Here is an 18502-nt window from a genome sequence, read left to right as displayed (position 1 = left end):
TTATTTTTTCTTAGGCTTATCTCCGGATAACATAACAATACTAACTGGAATGGTTATCACCAACTCTTCCTCTGTATCGACATGCTTTGTATTCCAAGCCGCCTCTTTGGCAGCCTCTTCAAAGATAGGGTAAGCCTCTCGATCTAATTTCCAATTATTAGGCCCTGCTTCAACGGCCACAATATTACCCTTATCATCAGTCTTAATTTCCACTGGAACAATCAAGGTACCGTCAGCGCTCGTTTTGAAAGCCTCACTAGGAATGATGACATTATAAGAGATTTGTTGCTGTAATTCATAGGCACGCTTATCTGTAGGCTTTAAATCAGCCGCCAAAGAACTAACAGTTCCCATCGTAGAAGCCAATAAGGCCAGTAACACAACACGTTTTAACATAGTTTCCTCTCGATTAAATATTCTCACGCTACACGCAGTATACGTTGATTATATCATTTATGATATGAAAAAATCCCTACCGAATATATCGGTAGGGATTGCTTACATTAGATTTTCTTAACCATTTCGGATTTCAATGCCATCGCACCGAAACCATCGATTTTGCAATCGATATCGTGGCCATCACTAGCATCAGTGATGAGACGAATATTTTTTACGCGCGTACCTTGTTTCAAGATGCCCGCACCTTTTACTTTGAGGTCTTTTACAACAACAACTGTATCGCCATCAGCTAGCTCGTTGCCGTTAGCATCGCGAATGATACCTGCTTCAGCTGCAGCTTGTGCGTCAGCTGCTGTCCATTCATTGCCACACATAGGGCAGATAAACATATGACCGTCTTCGTATGTGTACTCGTCGCCACACTTAGGGCAGTTAGGTAAATTTGCCATTTAGATCTCCTTTTCTCACTACATAATGAAAGTATTATACCATATAACACATATTCCACTAAAACATTATAACTACTCTATAAAATAGTTATATCTCTATTAATCAATGCTTATTGTATCGCATATTAGTTCGCATTATAATAATAGTGTAGCCGACGAGGTTGGGCCTCTCTTCTTTTTAGAAGGGGGTGAAACTATGAGTGATTTTGAAATTTTATCAATTGTCATAGATATTTTGACAATTCTCATTTCATTCGGCTCACTTATTGCCCTTATTTGCTTTACAAAAAGCAAATAGCCCTTCGTTACAGCTCGTAGCTAGATAAAACGAAAAGGCCATTTCCTGATTTTTTCAGTTTTTTGAGATGAGCCTGACGTCTCTACTCGCTCGGCTATCTACTCATATTATAGGTTGAATACCATATATCGTCAAATTATGATTAATAGGAGGTACCTACCTCCATATTGATACAAGTGCTATATACCATCTACAATAAAAAACCTAATCAATCTCATTTTTCTTTACTAAAGTTTCATACAAATCCAACTTATCTTCAAGATTATTCTTATAGCCTTCCAATCGTTTGATTTCGGCCTCAATAAATCGATAGTGTTCCTGCAACAGTGTCATTCTTTCATGGACCGTATGAGATCCGGCATACCGTAAGTCCGCATATCGCTTGATATTCGCAAGCGGCATTCCCATGTCTTTCAAGCGTTTTATAAACTGCACAAAACCCACATCCTCCGCATGGTAATTGCGAATGCCGTTCTGTCGCTCAATGTGAAGGAACCCTTGATCCTCGTAATATCGCAATGTAGAAATAGACAGTCCCACCAATTTTGAAAATTCACCGATTTTCATACTTTCACCACCTTGACCTCAAGTATACTCGAGCATATATCATACGTCTAGACGGAGGTAATAATTATGAAAGAAACACGTTTTAACATTGGTATGAACACATTGAAACAAATTGACGGACTGCACGGCGAGGAGGTGTATAACACAATTCAAGAGATTTCACCGGCCATAGCCGATTTATTAGTCGAGCTATTCGGCGACATCTACACGCGCCCCAATCTGGATTTCAAGGAACGGGAACTGATTACGCTCGCATCCCTTTTAACGCTGGGCGGTTGCGAGGCACAGCTGAAAGTACACACCAATGCGGCACTCAATGTCGGTATTGCGCCCGAGCAAATCGTAGAGGTCTGTACCCACTGCATCCCCTATGCGGGATTTCCACGCGTGCTGAACGCACTGTTTACGGTGAAAGCGATCTTTGAAGAACGCAACATACTGTAATTAAGGAACGACCGCAACAAAAAATCTATTACTAAATATTAGTCTATTTATAACTAACAAAGGGAGACTCAGAACGGAGCCTCCCTTTATTCATCTATACCATAACTATTCGGCCTCAGCTAACAACTGTTCTATGCTGAAAAAAGTATCCTCAATAGGACCCATTCTACCTTTTCGTTCGTCTTCCTCAGCCAATGCAATAGCCTCTAATAATTCTATCTGTGCTTTCAATTTATTATAGGTTTCATATCCCATACATACCGTATCACCACGACCATTCACCGTCATAATACAAGCTTCATCCCTTGTTTTCAAAACTGTAGAGATTTCATTATATTTATTTCTTAAATCCGACGATGGTCGGATACTTTCACGTAATAACCCCATAAAAGCACCTCCTCATATACAAATTACATCATAATTTGTATATGAATTGTGAATCAGTAATCCTATCCCAATCGTTTACGCAAAATCGCATAGAGTATCATGCTCACGATAACGCTCATAACGGCTTGAATGGTGTTAGTTAAAATACCGGCAATGGCTACGCCTGGATCAAATACGAAGTATTCGGCGATGAAGTAGCCTGCTACGATAATAATACCACCTACGACAGTTGCTACCAACGCAGAGGTAGTTGTCTTATTGTTATAGACAGTCCCGACAAGATAGCCTTCAATGCCTTTCACCACAAAGGTGATTGGTACAAAAACTGCGTAGCCAAGGAACAAATCAGCTAGCGCTGGGCCAATAGCACCGATATAGGCACCATATTTTCGACCTAATAATAAAGCGGATGTCATGATAACGACATCTCCAACATTGAAATAGCCGCGTATGCCAGGTACTGGAATTTTCGTATACATTGTAAGCAATGTAGCGAGGGCAATCAATACGGCTGTGAGTACTAACGCGGATGTAGTACTGCGGGTTTGAACGTGTTGCATAGCGTCCTCCTTATAAAGAAAATAGGCATGTGAATAATTACATCACATGCCTATACTATAAACCTTTATGGTAACACTTGCAAATACAAGGAATTAACAATACATCCTCAGCAAATTCTATCGTCATTTACTTTCAGAATAAATGTTCTTCACTAGACTTTAACTTAATATAGATACCATTTTATTATACAGATTCTCTCAAGCAACGATAATTAATCAGAAAGGAACTAGCCATGAACATTTTAATCATTTACACCTATCCTAATCATCAAAGTTTTAATAGTGCTATTCTGAAAGTAGTGCAGCAGAATCTTTCAAAAGACCACAATGTAAAAACCTTGGATCTATATGAGGAGCAATTCGATCCTGTATTGCGATTTGATGACACGCACAAACGTCGAGATTTAAGCACTGTGCCGGACATGGAAAAGTATCGTAATTTGATTACTTGGGCGGACCATATCATCTTTATCTACCCTATTTGGTGGGGCGGCATGCCAGCTATACTCAAAGGCTTTATCGATCGCGTATTTACAGCGGGCTTTGCCTATTCATATGGTAAAAGAGGCCTTATAGGTCATTTACAAGGAAAATCCGCTTGGATCATCACCACCCACAACACGCCATCCTTTGTAACGCTATTTATACAAGACTACGGCAAAGTCATGAAAGATCAAGTACTAAAATCCTGCGGTTTCAAACCGGTTACACATACCCAGTTAGCGGGCACAGAAAACAGCTCAGATGAAAAACGCCGGCGCTTCTTAGACAAAATCGCTAACATCGCCGGAAGTATATAAAGTTTCTAGTATACTATGATTTTTTACCAAAGATTACTTGGTTGCCAAAATCACAAATAAATTTACATTAGACTGCTTACAGTTTGCTCTAAATCAAAAACAAGCTGTATACGAAGATCTCCCCAATTACATAGATATTACTCTTCAAATCTCTCTTCTACATTGTAGAGAACCTCGCAATCACAACCGCCACCTTCGTTGATAATCCAGTCTAGTACACTTTCAACATCTACCTTTTGTTTTTCTAAAAACTCTCTTGTGAAAGTCAGACTATGATCGCAACCGTCATTGGTCTCTAATTTCTCGTCTACATAATCAAATAATTGCCAAAATAACTCTTCATCCATAGGTAAACTATCTTTAAACGATTGCCTTTGCTCGTCTGCATAAGCTTTTAATAATTCCTTTTTACGCGCTTTATCCATTATGATTACTCCCTTTTATGGCTTATAAGTTATAGCTCATGACTTATATTTCAAGCCTTATTTCTCATATAATTCTGGTCGTTCTAAAACTGTACCATATTTTAATTTTGGCAGTTTAACGAATTGAGGATACAACTGCTTAACCTCTTTACAAGACTTTAATGTAAGATATTCTAAATTATTAAGTTCTAAAATGGGAGAGTAGTCTTTATCTATCACCTTTGCCGTTAAAAAGCTAAAAAAGCGCAACTGTTTCATATGGCGTAAAAAGTCTAAGGATTGAACCTTAAGAATTTTAGGAGCCGCGAAATCTCCTTCTAGAGCAAGACTTTCAAGGTGCTTCAAATGCGCTAATGGCGTATAATCATCAATCTGTTGAAAGTTCTCAATCGACAGAGCCACTAATTTTTCTAATTTTGATATAGGCTCTAAACTCGATACACTTCTACCGGATCCAATGTGTAAATATTCTAGTTCTTGTAAGTTCTCTAATTTTGAAATATCTGGATAGACGCCCCATTTTATATGTAATTTTTTGAGTTTCCGTTGGGTACATACCGCATCAAATAAATTCTGGGGCATTCTTGTGCAAAACATAAGCTCTGTAAAAGCATCCGGATTCTCTAGTAAAAAACTACACCACTCCTGTAAAATACGTTTCTTATCTTTGGCAGAATAAGGCGCATCTAGCTGAGTGCAGTTAATCATCAGTCTGTCTTCACCTTCATATTCAGAAACCTCAACCACAGATTTTAACTGTGTCTCATCCTTATGATAGTAGTCAAAGCCATATTTAATTTGCTTTTCTGTTAATACTACCATGTTATAATGCCTCATCTTCGTCAGTCCCATAATTAGTTTATCTATAACGAGAGCCATAGCCAACAGATTACAACAGGCCTAGCAAATCGATACAAGCACATGCCCGTTAGCCTCTAGCACTTGTTTATAAAAACGTTTCATTTGCTCGAAATCATGAAGAAGTTCATCTTTGATTTCTTCCTCTTCCTCATCGTAGTCCCAGATATCTGGATATAGCTCTGCCTCTTTGCAGGCTGTCATATCAAAAGATTCGAGTAGCGCTTTCCATATCAAACTGATCTAGAGCTGCCACGATATTGGCTAAATGATTGTGTTCTGTATATGCTACATAGTCTGATATATTCTCAACAGCCGTTACGCCTAGTACCGCTTGGCTAAGAGGGTTTTTATCGTCCTTATGGTCAGTGCCCACGCCAGTTAGCACAAAGTGGAGTACATCCCACATCTTGTCGATATCAAGCAATAACTCATCGTCGTCATTCCACTCTTCAACACTTTCAAGAATTTCCTCTTCTTCTGAGCCCATAGCTTTAAGCTCTTTTAAATTCGCATCGCTTAAACAGCTATAATTGGCAATTAGTCCCATAATTAAATCCTTTCATAAACTCTTCTAACCATTAGAAAAATAAATTTTCCGATTCTGTAATACTTCTATCATCTTCATGGAAATAGCAGGTATATACAGGTTCACGATGCGCCGCATCATAGAATTTCTGTAATACAAGTGAAAGTTTCATGTCTATTGGCATATGTAAAGCTTTCACAATGGGTTCCCATAGTTCCATTGGCGAATAAGAGATAATCTGAGACTGCTTATTCTGACCATATTCTTCAAGTACTGCCGCATCAGAATACTTACTTGAGTCACAGTAATCATGCCAACAAATACTAAAAACGATTAAGTGAAATAAATCGTCTATACTTTCAGCTAAACGGCCAGCGGCACCCTCGCTACTCCAATACCCTATGGATCCGTCCTCCAATAGATGATATTCACCGCCAGCGCCATCTACAGCAAATGCCATACCGGGCACAGAGAACGTGCAGCGACCTTCAGCCGTATCTCGTTCCTCCAACGCATCTAGCAAGCGAAAATCAAATAGTGTATCAAAATTTTCAGCTAACTTGGCATCATTTCGCAATATATCTAAATAACCCATCTTACACGCTCCTATTAGCAGAAATTATTCCTAGCAATTTAGCCTCTCCTTCATCAGATGTATCTAATAGCGGAATAGCTAACAAAAGTACTTGCAAGGAGTAATAATAAAAGCTAAAGAATAAATCATCAGGGAATACGTCCTCTTCCTCATATCTAAGAACATCTTCATCTTCATCATATTCTTCAGACCAAAGGTATTCTTCGTTGAGCATATCCTCAAAGTTCGGCAATGGATCTGCATGCTCTAGCATAAGACCATCTCGAATGCACTCAGCAATCACAGTAAACAACTCAACCAATTGTTCTGCTAAATACTGAGCTACCTCATTATGAGCGCTCTCTTCCTGGGCTTTCTTAAAAATACGAAGCAAGAAAATCATGGCAAATGGTGTAGCATGCCACAACGTGGATTGGTGCTCAATATTTAGTGCTATCGTCCTCACCAGCCGCATCAACAGCTTCAATACTTTCCATGTTCCACAACACATCAAGTTCATGTAGGAAAATCTGTAGCACGGCCATAGGTTGTGGTTAACCGATGCCACGGTATATCACTGACTTTTACCGTTTCTATATATTGTTTCGTCATAGTATCCATTATAGTTATACCTTTATCAATATACGCCCTATGTAGAAATCGCCTTCGGTCACTGATTATTTCTCAATAACCTCTTTCACCAGTTCATAGGTATCTATAAGACGTAGTTTTCCAATCCGGGGCTCATCTGTAATCTCCTCATAGATATCCTCAAGCGTTCCTCTTGGTGCTAGTGTCCATAGTTTACACGGATATAGTTCAACTGTCCCGATAATTTCCAAATTATCCAGTAACAAGCCTAAGTCCTTATGATTGAACCAACAATCTGTATCGATACCAAAATTTGTATTATCTTTCCGGCATGCGATTTTGCTATTTAAAAAGTGCTCCATTGTTGGTTTTTCTTCTTGTAAAAGCCGCGTACAGGCTAAATGATATTCGATTTTCCGCGGCGATTGATCCACGTCAGAGACGAATATAGCACCATACTCGTTTTCAAACTTAACAGCTAATACGTCGCCCATCTTAAAATGAGGTTCTCTCTTCGTTTTAGATTTACGAACCTTAACAGGCTTCGGATTTTCGCTCTGTAGCTGCAGGGCTAACTTATCTAATACCTTTTGACGCTGTTTAAGGGCCTTACTCATCGATTTCTAGCCAAAACTCATGAGGGCCCTGAGCGATTATATCTAAGGCTTTCTGTTTGACGTCATCTGGTAGATGCCCTATCTTCCACAACGAATAAGCCACAGCAGTCCAATAAATCTCTGTATAAAACTCGTCAGTACAAAAATTTTGTTCCTCACCTAAAATGTCAGAAATGATCGTATCTACACTGACACCATCCTTGTACCGCTCAACAATGGCATTATAAATATCATGACCGTCGTCACTATCTATGATCTTCACTCCGTCAATTGCCATACGATTCTCCTATAACAACACAAAACCGCTTGAAATACTCTTTTATTGCTGATTATTTTCCCATTTTACATATTAAAAGAATAGACTTTCATAAGGCGTAATGCTACCATCCTCTTCATGGTAAAAGCCTTGATACAGAGGTTCTCGATGTGCCGCATCATAGAACTTTTGTAATTCAACAGCCACATTTGCTTCGGAAGGCATACCTAGCGCCTTGACAACCTCTTCCCATATATCCATTTCTGTATAAGAAGCGATTTCATCATGACGCTCATTGGCATAGGCTTCGAGAGTACCCATGTCTGTATATTGGCTAGAATCACAATAATCATGCCAGCAAATGCTATACACCAACAAATGGATTAAATCATCTATACTTTCAGCTATACGACCACATTGACCTTCGCTGCTGACATAACCGATAGAGCCATCCTCTAATTGATGATATTCACCACCGGCACCATCTCGAGCAAAAGCCTTTCCATCCAAGGAAAAGGTGCATCGCCCCTCTACCTCATCCCGCTCCGTTGGCTCATCAAGCAAAAAGAAATCAAATAGAGCATCAAAATCTGCCGCTAAGCTAGAGTCTTCCTGTAATATTTTTAAATAATCCATATTCTTATCCCTTATTCTCCTATTTGCTATCTCTTATCGTCTCTATCTGATTGCCTTAATCCATCTCACCATGAGCTGCTACAAACTCATCTTTAATCTTTTGAATTTCTTTTTTAGCGGCCACATATTGCTTTAAGTCTATTTGTCCGTTTTCTTTTTGTTCAGTTAAGGCTTTTTCTTTGTTTATGATTGTAATCCAATCTAACTGTACACTAAAGTCAGTATTCACACCGTCACTATTTTCTCGTAATGCCAGTAATGCAAATACTTCGTCCATATCGAGATTAAACATGTTACTTTCAAGATTGATAGGTTCAAAATAGTAACGAACCGTATCTACCCCAAATTCGTCGTTTAATTTAGCCCATTCTGCCCCTGAAAGCACGGTAAACCCAAGCGTATCGTTTCCAAGGCTTTCAGTAAACCAACGCACCTCATAATCAGGCTGAACGAAGTCGTTGAAGTATTTGATAGTTACATCCCGATCTTTCTCATCACCGTAAGGAATTAAGAGTTCTTTATCGTCCTTTTGTAGCACAATATCGTCACCATAAGGCTTGCCATTACTAACGGTTTGAATATGGATAGGCTCATCCATCATATCATTGAAATAGTTCACCACATCTTCGTCATCCTCGCGCCAGTCAATCCAGATAATAGCCTCAGAATCAAATAAATCATCTAAATCCATATCATGACTAAAGAAATCTTTGACTAATGTATACATATCTTCCATAGTCTCTCTCCTGCATATCACTTATATTTTTAGGTAGAATACAACACCAGTATCACCACTGTAAAACAACTCTATAAGGTTTCGTATATCACATCTTGTTGAGCCGTAAAGCTTTCATCAAAAGGAACCAAAATATATAGATGTCCTGCTGGGGATTCTCCCACATCATAGCCTAGTGCAAATGCGTCGTAACAACCTGATTTATCTAACATTATATCCGTTAAGGTTAGTACAATAGACTCTTCTTGCGGTATTTCCTGTTGTATGATTTCCTGCGCTAGTTGATCTAATTCATCTAATTCAACATATAATTGCTCCCACAGTGGTAGTGAAAACACCTCAGCCTCAGTATAATTGGTGCAACTAAAATTAAGTTTTTGAAAGACTTGTCCTACATTCTCTAAACGATTGGTGCCCAATCGGCGAGATACAAAGTAAACCCCATACGGTTCTACAGTCCAGCTTTCAACGTTCCATAATGTCATTAATTCAGATTTTATCATTATGATACCCCACTAGTTCGCCACACTCCACTAGTTCATTATCCTGCAATATCCGCATCAACAGGGTTCCCATCCGCATCAATATTGGCTATGATGCAGTGTCCCCAGAAAATATCGTCATCGTCATAATAGACCTCTATGGTACCATCATTGCGAAACGCCAATTCGCCCATCGTAATACGCTTGGCAAATATTTCTGCCGTAATCGGATCTTGGTCATCATTATCGAGCCAATCATTAGCGAGATCTAATAAGGTCTCACTAATATAAGTACTAATTCGTTGCTCAAATGCTTTGAAATTATCGATTTTATTGAAAGCCGCCAATGCCACTGTGCAGCTTTCATCAGAACCCTCGTCTACATCAAGGGTGAATGCATAATCATCAATTCTCGCTGTGTAATATTGATACTCTCGATTTAGCAGGAAGTCACCCCTATCAGTATGAAGATATTTAGGGGTTTTCAAATAAGCCGACAACGCCTCTAACTCGCTATGTTTAGCATGTTCCTCTAACACCTCGAGCACATAATAACGATTATTCCAAGAGGGACGCATATAGCCTATATCCTCTACAGGTTTTACTTTCTTAACTAATAGTTTATAGACACCATGGGGCTCAAAAGAATAACCCCATCTATCATCAAGGCCCTCAATAATCCACGTCAAAATGCCTTCGCTACGGTCAAGCACGCCAGTTCGGGTATCTAGGATAGCATCGGTAAACACTAATGGTCTATGGTACTTATCTAAATAAGGACTAGCCCCATTTGCATCACTACGCGGCAATGCATAAATCTCAAACACTTCCGGCTCAAACTCGGCTTCATATTCTGGTAGACGTACAATACTCATAATACTCTCTCCTATTCATCACATTTATACAGTGCAAATTGTTTACAGTTAAGAATTACAACCTTTTTATAGATACGGCCACATTATAATCGTGCCACTACATTATAATTTTCGTTATATCACAAACGTTCAGCTACATCGATTCTATGTAATAATTCTTTCGCTAGTTCTTGGGCTCTTTTAAATTCCTCATTTGAAAGTACCATGAGCACCAAACTATCTGTACCGATGTCCATACCTACTAACTTATGGTTTTTCCACGTGGAATTAAAATGTGCGCACCAGTCCCCAATACATTGACTGTCATCAAATGCGGCTGTATCAATAGATACATCGCCAGTTAAATTTTCACCAGTAGATAAATTTTTATTATGGATTAACTTCTGCACATGATAAAGAAAATCCTCTAATTCGATTTTCAAAGATAACTCTACAGCACGACCAGTAGATAGCAACTTCTCATAGAGATTCCACCAGCTATCTTCTAGTTCTTCCATGGAATGTAACTTTGCTTTGGACATGAATGATTTGGCTTGTTTAGCATCGCCTAGCAACAACGTTGCTAACTCTGTAAATGTAGATCGCATCTGATCGATATCTTGATACGCTACTTCTACACACAAACTACAATCAGGTACTCTGCGTTTTTTCACAAAAGCTCGCATCATCTTCACTGCGTCAGGATAACTTACATCAGCCATACGATAAGTCTTGCCATCTATATCTAAGAATAAATCTACTGCATCCTGCTTTTTACCTACACGTGCTTTCATGGCTGTACATCCATCGATGGCATGAGGTGGGTATAGCTCCATATACATGAAAAATCCATCTTCCATAGCCTTGAGGGTATTATCTATACCTACGATATTAAAACCATTTCGATTATAATCAGGGCTCTTCATACGCCATTCTTCGTAATTGTCGAAAAGTTTTTCTTGAATCCAATTGTAAAAGCTCATATATACTCTCCACTATATACTGCAACTTATATGTAATACATATCTTAATTAATGTCTTAATATATATCTTAATTATAGCATTATTAAGGAATACTTATAATAAAAGCACCGTACTTTTACATTTAAAAGAAATACATATTATATAGACACTGTACTTTCATATTTAATAGAAAAAAATACCCCTACAAGATACGTCTTATAGGGGTATTAATCACACTATTTAGATTCTTATTTAGATTCTTATTTAGGTTCTAATTTATTTAGATTCTAATTTAGCTGCCAATTCATTATATTTTTGTGCTAATTCATTATACTTTTCAGATAGGTCTTTCATATCTTTCTTGAGTTGTGCCGCCTCTTCAGTAGTTACCTCTTCGGAGCTTTTACCAAATTTGAAATTAGCACCTAAGCTGATAGTGTTACGACCATTACCAACGGTAGTGGCAGCATTAAACATTGTGTTTTTATTAGGACGGTAGAAGGCACCTAACGCCGCTGCATTAGCATTTTTATAGTTACCAAAGCCAACGGAGTAGGACCATTTATCATGTTTATCGAAATCTAATGGATGTAAACCAGCAAGCGCTGCAGAAGCGGCCGCTACACTAGATACTTGTTCATCAGTATACGCTTTAGCTTCATTTAAGCTATTAGCGCCGCCATTAATAATACGATTATTTAATGTATTAATATCACCTTCTATAGTAGTGATACGGTTTTCATGATTATCTACCACGTCTTTAATGGCATGTAGTTGGGAGCCATTAACTGCATCAGTAGATGTAGCAGATACACGGCCTGCTGCTACATTTGTAATCGTACGTTCTGCACCACTATCACCAATGCTCAATGTGCCAACCGCATTTCCACCAGCAAAGTTATAAGTTCTGCCGCCGATAACACCAGAATTAGTAGACACTGCTGTAGCAGTAACAGACTTAGCACCTAATGCAATGCTATTGTCTGTAGCAGCCATCGCATTTGTACCGATAGCAATGCCGTTTTCCTTTGTTGTAGTTGCGCTATGGCCGATTGCTAAGGAGTCCTTTTCTGCTGCATTCGCTAATGTACCAGCAGCAAAGGCACTTTTACCAGCACTAGTTGAATAATTACCTAATGCTACAGCATCTTCATTAGAAGCCACTGTTTTAAAGCCTAACGCTGTGGAGTACGCACCACTAGCATTTGCATAAGAACCAACTGCAGTCGTATTCATAGCCGTTGCTTCTGCATTAAACCCAAACGCAGAGGACTGATTACCAGAACCTGTAGAGCTATAACCTACTGCTGTAGCATAATCATTTTTTGCTTTTGCATTATAACCAATCGCTGTACCCATATCGTTATTGGCCTTTGCATTATTACCGATAGCAACAGTATTTTGAGCAGTTGCTTCAGCTTTACGACCAATAGCATACGCATCGTTGTATGTTGCTTTCGCACTGTCACCAAAGGCAATAGCATTGTTACCTTGAACCTTGGCACCAGTACCACCTACCAAAGCATTATTGCCTTTAATGGTGTTATTCATGCCCAAAGCTACAGAGTTCTGACCATCAATACTATTACGGTTACCAATTAATAAAGAGTTAATTGCATTGTCATTATTAATATGGTTAAAACCACCTGCGATATTATTAGTACCGCCAACAGTATTGCTAGTACCTACTACCAAGCTGTGAGTAGCAGAGTTTTTATTATACCAACCTGATACGATACTGCCTGGGCCAGATACAGTATTATTAGTACCAGAGGTGATCGTATCATTAGCGGAAGATCGAACTGTATTCTTGTCTCCACCAAGCAATATATTTTTTACAGGGGAGAACATATCCTGCTCAACTTTATTATCCCCACCATACGCAATAGAATTTTGCATGTTTAATGGCGCAGCAGTTGCAGCGCTAATATCTAAATTAGATGCAGCAAACGCTGTTGTAGTAACACTGGCGGTAATCATAGCCGTTAAAAGCAATTCTTTTTTCATAGGTTGTACCCCTTTTAAGACAACAAAAACAATACACTCAAAAAAAGATTCAAAGTTACCTAATGAAACCTGAATCGTATAGCACCCCTCTATGCACTATTCATGATTTAACATGAATAAAGTATGAATATTACTCTAATATTATAATTCTAGCTCATAAGAAATGCAAGAAAATGCAAATTTCCAGTAAAATAAATAAATTTATGCTTCACGACCGCTCCACAAAGCAGTCTAAAGACACAAAAAAAGAGCCAAGATTTAAATCTTGGCTCCTAAAAAGACATAAACATAAAAAGATATATAATTTTTATGTTTATGTCTTTCGTTATTTACAAATTCAATTCACTTATAGGCATCTTTTTTCTTTGCAAATAATATTCAAACATTCTATGTGCAGGAAGTTCACGTACTTGAATACATTCTAACCCAATTTTATCAAGCATTTCTATTTGAACATAGCCTACACAATTAATATTATTTTTTTCAGTAGGCATCAAAAAACAATTTTTCACCTTATGTATATTATTCAACTCAATAAAAGATTTATATGCTAATTGATATAAATATTGTTTTGTAATATCTCCGATACCTGGTTGGCCCTCTACCTTATTATTTTTTAAATACATCGTATAATATTTGGCATCTAAAATAACAAAGATACATTCATTATTATATCTTTCTACAGAAATTAAATCTGGTATTAGCGTATCTGAAAAAGTTGTATTACTATCTTTAGATACCCATTTGGGACGTTCTATTAAATCTTTTAACGTCTTAGGATTATTATCCTCCATATCACTAGGAATTTTTAATGGTTGTAATAATGGCAATGATAACAAAGGGGCCACAAGCTTATTATCAAAAACATCTGCGCAAACAGTTTCCCATACTAAATTAAAACTAGTTGTCCCAAATAAAGCAATGCTATCAGTATCACTTACTGATGTATTCTCCAGCAACAAGGCAGCCATAAGTTTTAGTACATACTGTTTTCGAGAGTTAAATTCGGTATTAAGCTCATTGAAAATACGATGAAGAATGTATTCTTGATCACCAAAATCATCTAATAAAAAGTCTGTCAAATAAACCCCATGCATGTCCAATAAATCCATCAAGGATATTTCTTCAAGTTCACGACTACACTTAGTAAGCAAACACTCATGAATACGCTGAATAAAATTGTCATCATCAATGATATTCTTTCGTGTCCAAAAATTTATATAATAAGGTTCCTCCTCTTGCCAAAGGGGATGAATAAAGTCAATTGTTCGATTCCAATTGATTTCGCCATCACCATTGAGTTCATGTGTGCTCTGTGTATTGATATAAATCCCATTTTGAAAATAGTCATCTAACAAAGCTATGATTAATGCTATTCTACTAAATGCTGCCAATTGGTTACTCTCACTATATAGTTGTATAGATTGATTATTTGTATTATATCGATGTAAAACTTTAAGAACTTGTTTTAATAACTTTCTACATTCAGTTTTATCATCCTTATTATCATGTGAAAATAAGTATTTAGGATAACAACATAACAAATAGCCTTCAATAATTATAATACCTACATAGTTAAACACATAACAAGAGTTATCTTGACCATCAATTCCATCAACTAGCTCTTCATCCAATGTAACAAGATTTGATAACTCTAAATTCTTAGGCATACCTTTAACTGACTTTAAAATCCCATAAACCTTGAGATTTCTAATGAATAGATCTAATTGATTACTATCTATCTCAGAAAACAATGTCATCAACTCTGACTTTGTGTAAGGTTTCCTTTCACGGATATAAACCGACTTCATACCTCTGAGACCTTCGTTTCACTATCTTCCAATATTGTTTCTTCTTTATTTTCTAACCATTTAGAATTGACAACACCCTCTGGGAAAATTTCTATCCCAATCTCATCAAAAGCACTACAAATAGATGAGTATCGGCAATTACCTTCACACTTAAAGAACAATCTTCTTTTTTGTTTAACTACATCATCAAATAAGTACATTAATACCTTATTTTTAAATACTTCTTTAAAGCTATCATTATCTTGTATTGTAGACTCTTTCAAGAAGAATGGACCCATCAGTTTATCCTCATTAATACTATAAGCTTCTGTAGATAACTCATCATTGATTGCCTTACGCAGGCTATTCCACGAAATTAATGTATTCGATTGTCCAAGTTTAAATTTTGGCTTAGTAGAAATATCGGATAACTTATCTTCCCCATCATCAATACCATAATATGAAAAATTCCATCGACGTTTAAATGCTGTATCCATAGGATATACACCTTGATCAGCACTATTCATCGTAGCCCATATAAACATATTTGATGGTATTTTAATAGTATTAACATCTATAGCAACACCTAATTGACGTTGTAAATACCCTCGCATATCATTGGTTGTATTAATACTATATTCACTCTGTCCATTATTATCTCTATCAAGAAGTTGGAATACATCTCCAAATACTGCGGCAACATTGGCACGATTAATCTCTTCAATGATTAATACATAGGGTTTATCTGGATTTTGTAATGCTTTCACTAAAGTTCGCATAAATGGGCCTGGAACGTATTCATATGCAATTTTCTCTTTATAAGAATCTTTCGACATTAATCGGACATACTTCCGCAATGCTCTACCATGATTCCGTTCAACTGAATTATTATTGGCAGCCTGAGTTCCATCTTGCTTAATCGTTGTGAACTCATCATCAAAATATAATCCTAAAAGAGCAGGTAACCGTGTCAAATCATTATTATTTTGAAAGGTTTCTACAAGAGCATCATATTTTTCTTGTGTAGTCTTAGTCTCATCTAGTAATACTGAGATAACATTTTTCGTATCTTCATCTAATCCATCCAATTTACTTGTCTTCATAATCGGTTTATAAGAACCTACAAAATTTGCATACGTATAATCTGGATGAAATGTTATTCTTTCAATCTGTTCATCATTATTGCTAACTAGAGCCTCTGCTTCTAGCTTTAATGCATAAGATTTCCCTGTCCCTGGTGCGCCAAAAAAAATTCGTTGTCTAGATATATTATTATCGATATAGATAGGCTCATCTAATTTTGAACTAATGGCTGAATCTACATTAGATTGATTGGAGTAACTAGTATTAATATTGTTAGAAGATAAACGCAAAAAACATCTAACTCTGCTCTCATATTTCTGTAAATCAATAACTCTATTAGGCACAATATCAACTACATTATTGGAATACTCTAAAAAAGAATTTAAGTTATCCTTTAACAATGACTTTAATATTCTTAATGAGCCCTTAGGCTCTTCATCACCATTAATATCTATTGGTCCATTAGCATCAAGAATTTTTCTATATATGCTATCCAAATTAAAAATAATATCCTTATTATTATCTACAAGTTTAAATACGGCAGGTTCAGATAATACAGTTATTATCTCTATCAAATTCTTTTCTGCTTGTTTCAAACGGTTTGCATAATTATCTTGTTGACTATAATCTTTTTCAACACCTAACCAATATAACAACACACCTAAATATAGCTCTCTATCAGTTTCAATCAAAGAATTAATAATGTCTATATTGATTGTATATATTAATTTTTTAGGGTATCTAACCCTTCCTGTTCTCTCAGCACTATAGGGCTTAGAACTATCTAAAAATTCGACTTTAGCCAATCTCCAAATCAACTCAAAAGCAACAATTAAAGATTCTATTTGCGCTGTAAATATTGGGTTTGCATTAAGATTACTCAATAGATTATCTTTATCAATACTTATAATTTCAAAAGTATCTATCATACTAATTATTTTTTCACTTAAATCATTAGTTAAAATAATCTGATCCTTATCTTGAACTGAATACTCTAATTCTCCTGGAGAATCAGAAACGACCCATAGGAAAATAATCATAGCTAAAGCACTTCTAATATTAGGGAATGAAGATTTTATCCCTAATTTTAAATCAATATCAGGATATATAGTCAAAGGGTTTGGTCTATTCATTATTATCTCTCTTTATATCATGCATAATTACACGTGCTATTTTTCTAGCTAATAACGGCGGAACAGCATTTCCAACTTGCTTCATTTGGGACATTTTACTGCCAATAAACTTAAAAGTATCAGGAAAAGATTGTAATCTAGCCGCCTCTCTTACAGTAATAGCTCTATTTAAAAATGGGTGAGTAAATTTTCCAGAGGAAGGAGTATCAAATCTAGTTGTTATTGTTACTGCGACATCATTCTGTTTCATTCTACTCCAAGTCCCACTATATACAGACTTCGTAATATGTTCCTTTGGAAGTACTTCTTTCCCCGCATTTGGAGGAATCAATGATAAACGCTCTAATGCCAATGCAGAGTGTTTTGTTGCCATATGATTATATAGGATTTTAGATCCTTTACGCATTTTCTTTTCATAATCACTCTTAGGTGAATTTCGGTATTCCTGTTCAAATTCACCTTCACCAGATTCAAGATATGCTAAGTCACTTATCGCATCCCAAATAGTAACCTTTTGCTTACACGGTAAGGGCAATTCAGGTGGAGTCGCTAAATATTTTCCAATAATAATGGCTCTTCTACGATTTTGTGGTACCCCATAGTCTGCTGCATTCAGAATGCCATATCGTATAGAGTATCCATAGCCCTTAAACAACCCCTTAATTTCATTAAGGAAGAAACCTTTCTCTGCTGTTAATAAATTAGGAACATTCTCCATTACAAAATATTTAGGCTTTACGAATTTTACTACTTCAACATAATGTTTAAATAAAAAATTTCTTTCATCATTTATTGTTTTTCTTTTCCCCTTTTGTGAGAATCCTTGACAAGGTGGTCCACCTATTACTACATCTATTTTATTAACATATTCTCCAAATACTTTGCTCAAATCTAAAGAAGTTATATCGCCCACAACAACGTTTGTTCTCTTGTGATTCTCCTTATATGCAGTCGCAATTGATTGATCAAACTCATTTGCTAATAATATATCAAACCCTTCCATCTCAAATCCCAATGAAAGTCCTCCTACGCCTGCAAACAAATCTATAACAGTAGGTTTCATA

19 protein-coding genes and 3 pseudogenes are annotated in these 18502 nt (G+C 36.7%); 2 read left to right on the top strand and 20 right to left on the bottom strand.

The annotated features are described in order from the left end of the window. From ACDF53_RS03975 to ACDF53_RS03965, 3 genes are all read right to left on the bottom strand, one after another. A complete protein-coding gene (locus ACDF53_RS03975; RefSeq protein ID WP_370815563.1) occupies positions 1-396 on the bottom strand; it encodes a hypothetical protein in 396 nt (131 codons plus the stop codon). Between the two features lie 107 nt (positions 397-503). Further along, positions 504-848, bottom strand: coding sequence for a zinc ribbon domain-containing protein YjdM (locus ACDF53_RS03970; protein ID WP_105098866.1), 345 nt, complete (start codon positions 846-848; stop codon positions 504-506). Between the two features lie 502 nt (positions 849-1350). Then, positions 1351-1713: a MerR family transcriptional regulator gene (locus ACDF53_RS03965; protein WP_370815562.1), complete on the bottom strand. Its 363-nt coding sequence runs from the start codon at positions 1711-1713 to the stop codon at positions 1351-1353. Between the two features lie 66 nt (positions 1714-1779). Between ACDF53_RS03965 and ACDF53_RS03960 the strand changes: the two genes are divergently transcribed. Continuing rightward, positions 1780-2157, top strand: coding sequence for a carboxymuconolactone decarboxylase family protein (locus ACDF53_RS03960; RefSeq protein WP_295995640.1), 378 nt, complete (start codon positions 1780-1782; stop codon positions 2155-2157). A gap of 105 nt (positions 2158-2262) precedes the next feature. On the opposite strand, the gene ACDF53_RS03955 is transcribed toward ACDF53_RS03960, so the two are convergent. Continuing rightward, positions 2263-2544 carry a type II toxin-antitoxin system Phd/YefM family antitoxin gene (locus ACDF53_RS03955; protein WP_370815561.1) on the bottom strand — a complete coding sequence of 94 codons (282 nt, stop codon included), beginning with the start codon at positions 2542-2544 and terminating at the stop codon, positions 2263-2265. A 62-nt stretch (positions 2545-2606) separates the two neighbouring features. Continuing rightward, positions 2607-3104 carry an ECF transporter S component gene (locus tag ACDF53_RS03950; protein ID WP_295995643.1) on the bottom strand — a complete coding sequence of 166 codons (498 nt, stop codon included), beginning with the start codon at positions 3102-3104 and terminating at the stop codon, positions 2607-2609. A gap of 233 nt (positions 3105-3337) precedes the next feature. Between ACDF53_RS03950 and ACDF53_RS03945 the strand changes: the two genes are divergently transcribed. Then, on the top strand, positions 3338-3904 hold the full coding sequence (locus tag ACDF53_RS03945) for an NAD(P)H-dependent oxidoreductase (protein ID WP_118353888.1): 567 nt from the start codon (positions 3338-3340) through the stop codon (positions 3902-3904). Between the two features lie 137 nt (positions 3905-4041). Here ACDF53_RS03945 and ACDF53_RS03940 read toward each other — a convergent pair whose 3' ends face one another. From ACDF53_RS03940 to ACDF53_RS03870, 15 genes and pseudogenes are all read right to left on the bottom strand, one after another. After that, positions 4042-4329, bottom strand: coding sequence for a DUF2695 domain-containing protein (locus ACDF53_RS03940; RefSeq protein WP_295995648.1), 288 nt, complete (start codon positions 4327-4329; stop codon positions 4042-4044). Between the two features lie 57 nt (positions 4330-4386). Then, complete coding sequence (locus ACDF53_RS03935; RefSeq protein ID WP_370815560.1) at positions 4387-5151, bottom strand: leucine-rich repeat domain-containing protein; 765 nt, start codon at positions 5149-5151, stop codon at positions 4387-4389. A gap of 78 nt (positions 5152-5229) precedes the next feature. After that, a pseudogene (locus ACDF53_RS03930) lies at positions 5230-5737 on the bottom strand (YfbM family protein). Between the two features lie 31 nt (positions 5738-5768). Continuing rightward, positions 5769-6311 (bottom strand): hypothetical protein, encoded by a 543-nt coding sequence (locus ACDF53_RS03925; protein ID WP_308694014.1) that lies wholly within the window; start codon positions 6309-6311, stop codon positions 5769-5771. 1 nt (position 6312) lies between these two features. Beyond that, positions 6313-6911: pseudogene (locus tag ACDF53_RS03920) on the bottom strand (hypothetical protein). A gap of 56 nt (positions 6912-6967) precedes the next feature. After that, positions 6968-7775: pseudogene (locus tag ACDF53_RS03915) on the bottom strand (hypothetical protein). 72 nt (positions 7776-7847) lie between these two features. After that, positions 7848-8390, bottom strand: a complete 543-nt coding sequence (locus ACDF53_RS03910) for a hypothetical protein (RefSeq protein WP_325191974.1) — start codon at positions 8388-8390, stop codon at positions 7848-7850. A 55-nt stretch (positions 8391-8445) separates the two neighbouring features. Continuing rightward, a complete protein-coding gene (locus tag ACDF53_RS03905; RefSeq protein WP_370815559.1) occupies positions 8446-9126 on the bottom strand; it encodes a hypothetical protein in 681 nt (226 codons plus the stop codon). A gap of 71 nt (positions 9127-9197) precedes the next feature. Then, positions 9198-9629: a hypothetical protein gene (locus tag ACDF53_RS03900; protein WP_370815558.1), complete on the bottom strand. Its 432-nt coding sequence runs from the start codon at positions 9627-9629 to the stop codon at positions 9198-9200. Positions 9630-9667: 38 nt separating this feature from the next. Continuing rightward, positions 9668-10483, bottom strand: a complete 816-nt coding sequence (locus ACDF53_RS03895) for a DUF2262 domain-containing protein (protein WP_370815557.1) — start codon at positions 10481-10483, stop codon at positions 9668-9670. Positions 10484-10602: 119 nt separating this feature from the next. After that, positions 10603-11445 (bottom strand): DUF6630 family protein, encoded by an 843-nt coding sequence (locus tag ACDF53_RS03890; protein ID WP_370815556.1) that lies wholly within the window; start codon positions 11443-11445, stop codon positions 10603-10605. Between the two features lie 256 nt (positions 11446-11701). Further along, entirely contained in the window at positions 11702-13432 is a 1731-nt protein-coding gene (locus tag ACDF53_RS03885) for a YadA-like family protein (protein WP_370815555.1), read from the bottom strand. A 329-nt stretch (positions 13433-13761) separates the two neighbouring features. Then, the gene (locus ACDF53_RS03880) at positions 13762-15243 is read right to left on the bottom strand and encodes an LlaJI family restriction endonuclease (RefSeq protein ID WP_370815554.1); all 1482 of its coding nucleotides are present in this window, start codon (positions 15241-15243) and stop codon (positions 13762-13764) included. After that, complete coding sequence (locus tag ACDF53_RS03875; RefSeq protein WP_370815553.1) at positions 15240-17438, bottom strand: AAA family ATPase; 2199 nt, start codon at positions 17436-17438, stop codon at positions 15240-15242. The genes ACDF53_RS03880 and ACDF53_RS03875 overlap by 4 nt, the downstream gene beginning before the upstream one ends. After that, positions 17431-18501: a DNA cytosine methyltransferase gene (locus ACDF53_RS03870; protein WP_370815551.1), complete on the bottom strand. Its 1071-nt coding sequence runs from the start codon at positions 18499-18501 to the stop codon at positions 17431-17433. Before ACDF53_RS03870 ends, ACDF53_RS03875 begins: the two co-directional genes overlap by 8 nt. Between the last annotated feature and the right edge of the window lies 1 nt (position 18502).

Source organism: Veillonella sp., assembly GCF_041333735.1.
Taxonomy (GTDB): Bacteria; Bacillota; Negativicutes; order Veillonellales; family Veillonellaceae; genus Veillonella.
Note: the sequence above shows the minus strand (reverse complement) of the source record. Positions and strands in the feature narration are given on the sequence as shown.

Excerpts from the sequence above, each read along its gene's own strand:
- ACDF53_RS03905 (WP_370815559.1), bottom strand. The coding sequence starts at position 9,126 with ATGGAAGATATGTATACATTAGTCAAAGATTTCTTTAGTCATGATATG.
- ACDF53_RS03925 (WP_308694014.1), bottom strand. The coding sequence starts at position 6,311 with ATGGGTTATTTAGATATATTGCGAAATGATGCCAAGTTAGCTGAAAAT.
- ACDF53_RS03955 (WP_370815561.1), bottom strand. The coding sequence starts at position 2,544 with ATGGGGTTATTACGTGAAAGTATCCGACCATCGTCGGATTTAAGAAAT.
- ACDF53_RS03870 (WP_370815551.1), bottom strand. The coding sequence starts at position 18,501 with ATGAAACCTACTGTTATAGATTTGTTTGCAGGCGTAGGAGGACTTTCA.
- ACDF53_RS03950 (WP_295995643.1), bottom strand. The coding sequence starts at position 3,104 with ATGCAACACGTTCAAACCCGCAGTACTACATCCGCGTTAGTACTCACA.
- ACDF53_RS03880 (WP_370815554.1), bottom strand. The coding sequence starts at position 15,243 with ATGAAGTCGGTTTATATCCGTGAAAGGAAACCTTACACAAAGTCAGAG.
- ACDF53_RS03900 (WP_370815558.1), bottom strand. The coding sequence starts at position 9,629 with ATGATAAAATCTGAATTAATGACATTATGGAACGTTGAAAGCTGGACT.
- ACDF53_RS03910 (WP_325191974.1), bottom strand. The coding sequence starts at position 8,390 with ATGGATTATTTAAAAATATTACAGGAAGACTCTAGCTTAGCGGCAGAT.
- ACDF53_RS03895 (WP_370815557.1), bottom strand. The coding sequence starts at position 10,483 with ATGAGTATTGTACGTCTACCAGAATATGAAGCCGAGTTTGAGCCGGAA.
- ACDF53_RS03945 (WP_118353888.1), top strand. The coding sequence starts at position 3,338 with ATGAACATTTTAATCATTTACACCTATCCTAATCATCAAAGTTTTAAT.
- ACDF53_RS03960 (WP_295995640.1), top strand. The coding sequence starts at position 1,780 with ATGAAAGAAACACGTTTTAACATTGGTATGAACACATTGAAACAAATT.
- ACDF53_RS03935 (WP_370815560.1), bottom strand. The coding sequence starts at position 5,151 with ATGGTAGTATTAACAGAAAAGCAAATTAAATATGGCTTTGACTACTAT.
- ACDF53_RS03965 (WP_370815562.1), bottom strand. The coding sequence starts at position 1,713 with ATGAAAATCGGTGAATTTTCAAAATTGGTGGGACTGTCTATTTCTACA.
- ACDF53_RS03975 (WP_370815563.1), bottom strand. The coding sequence starts at position 396 with ATGTTAAAACGTGTTGTGTTACTGGCCTTATTGGCTTCTACGATGGGA.
- ACDF53_RS03875 (WP_370815553.1), bottom strand. The coding sequence starts at position 17,438 with ATGAATAGACCAAACCCTTTGACTATATATCCTGATATTGATTTAAAA.
- ACDF53_RS03940 (WP_295995648.1), bottom strand. The coding sequence starts at position 4,329 with ATGGATAAAGCGCGTAAAAAGGAATTATTAAAAGCTTATGCAGACGAG.
- ACDF53_RS03890 (WP_370815556.1), bottom strand. The coding sequence starts at position 11,445 with ATGAGCTTTTACAATTGGATTCAAGAAAAACTTTTCGACAATTACGAA.
- ACDF53_RS03970 (WP_105098866.1), bottom strand. The coding sequence starts at position 848 with ATGGCAAATTTACCTAACTGCCCTAAGTGTGGCGACGAGTACACATAC.
- ACDF53_RS03885 (WP_370815555.1), bottom strand. The coding sequence starts at position 13,432 with ATGAAAAAAGAATTGCTTTTAACGGCTATGATTACCGCCAGTGTTACT.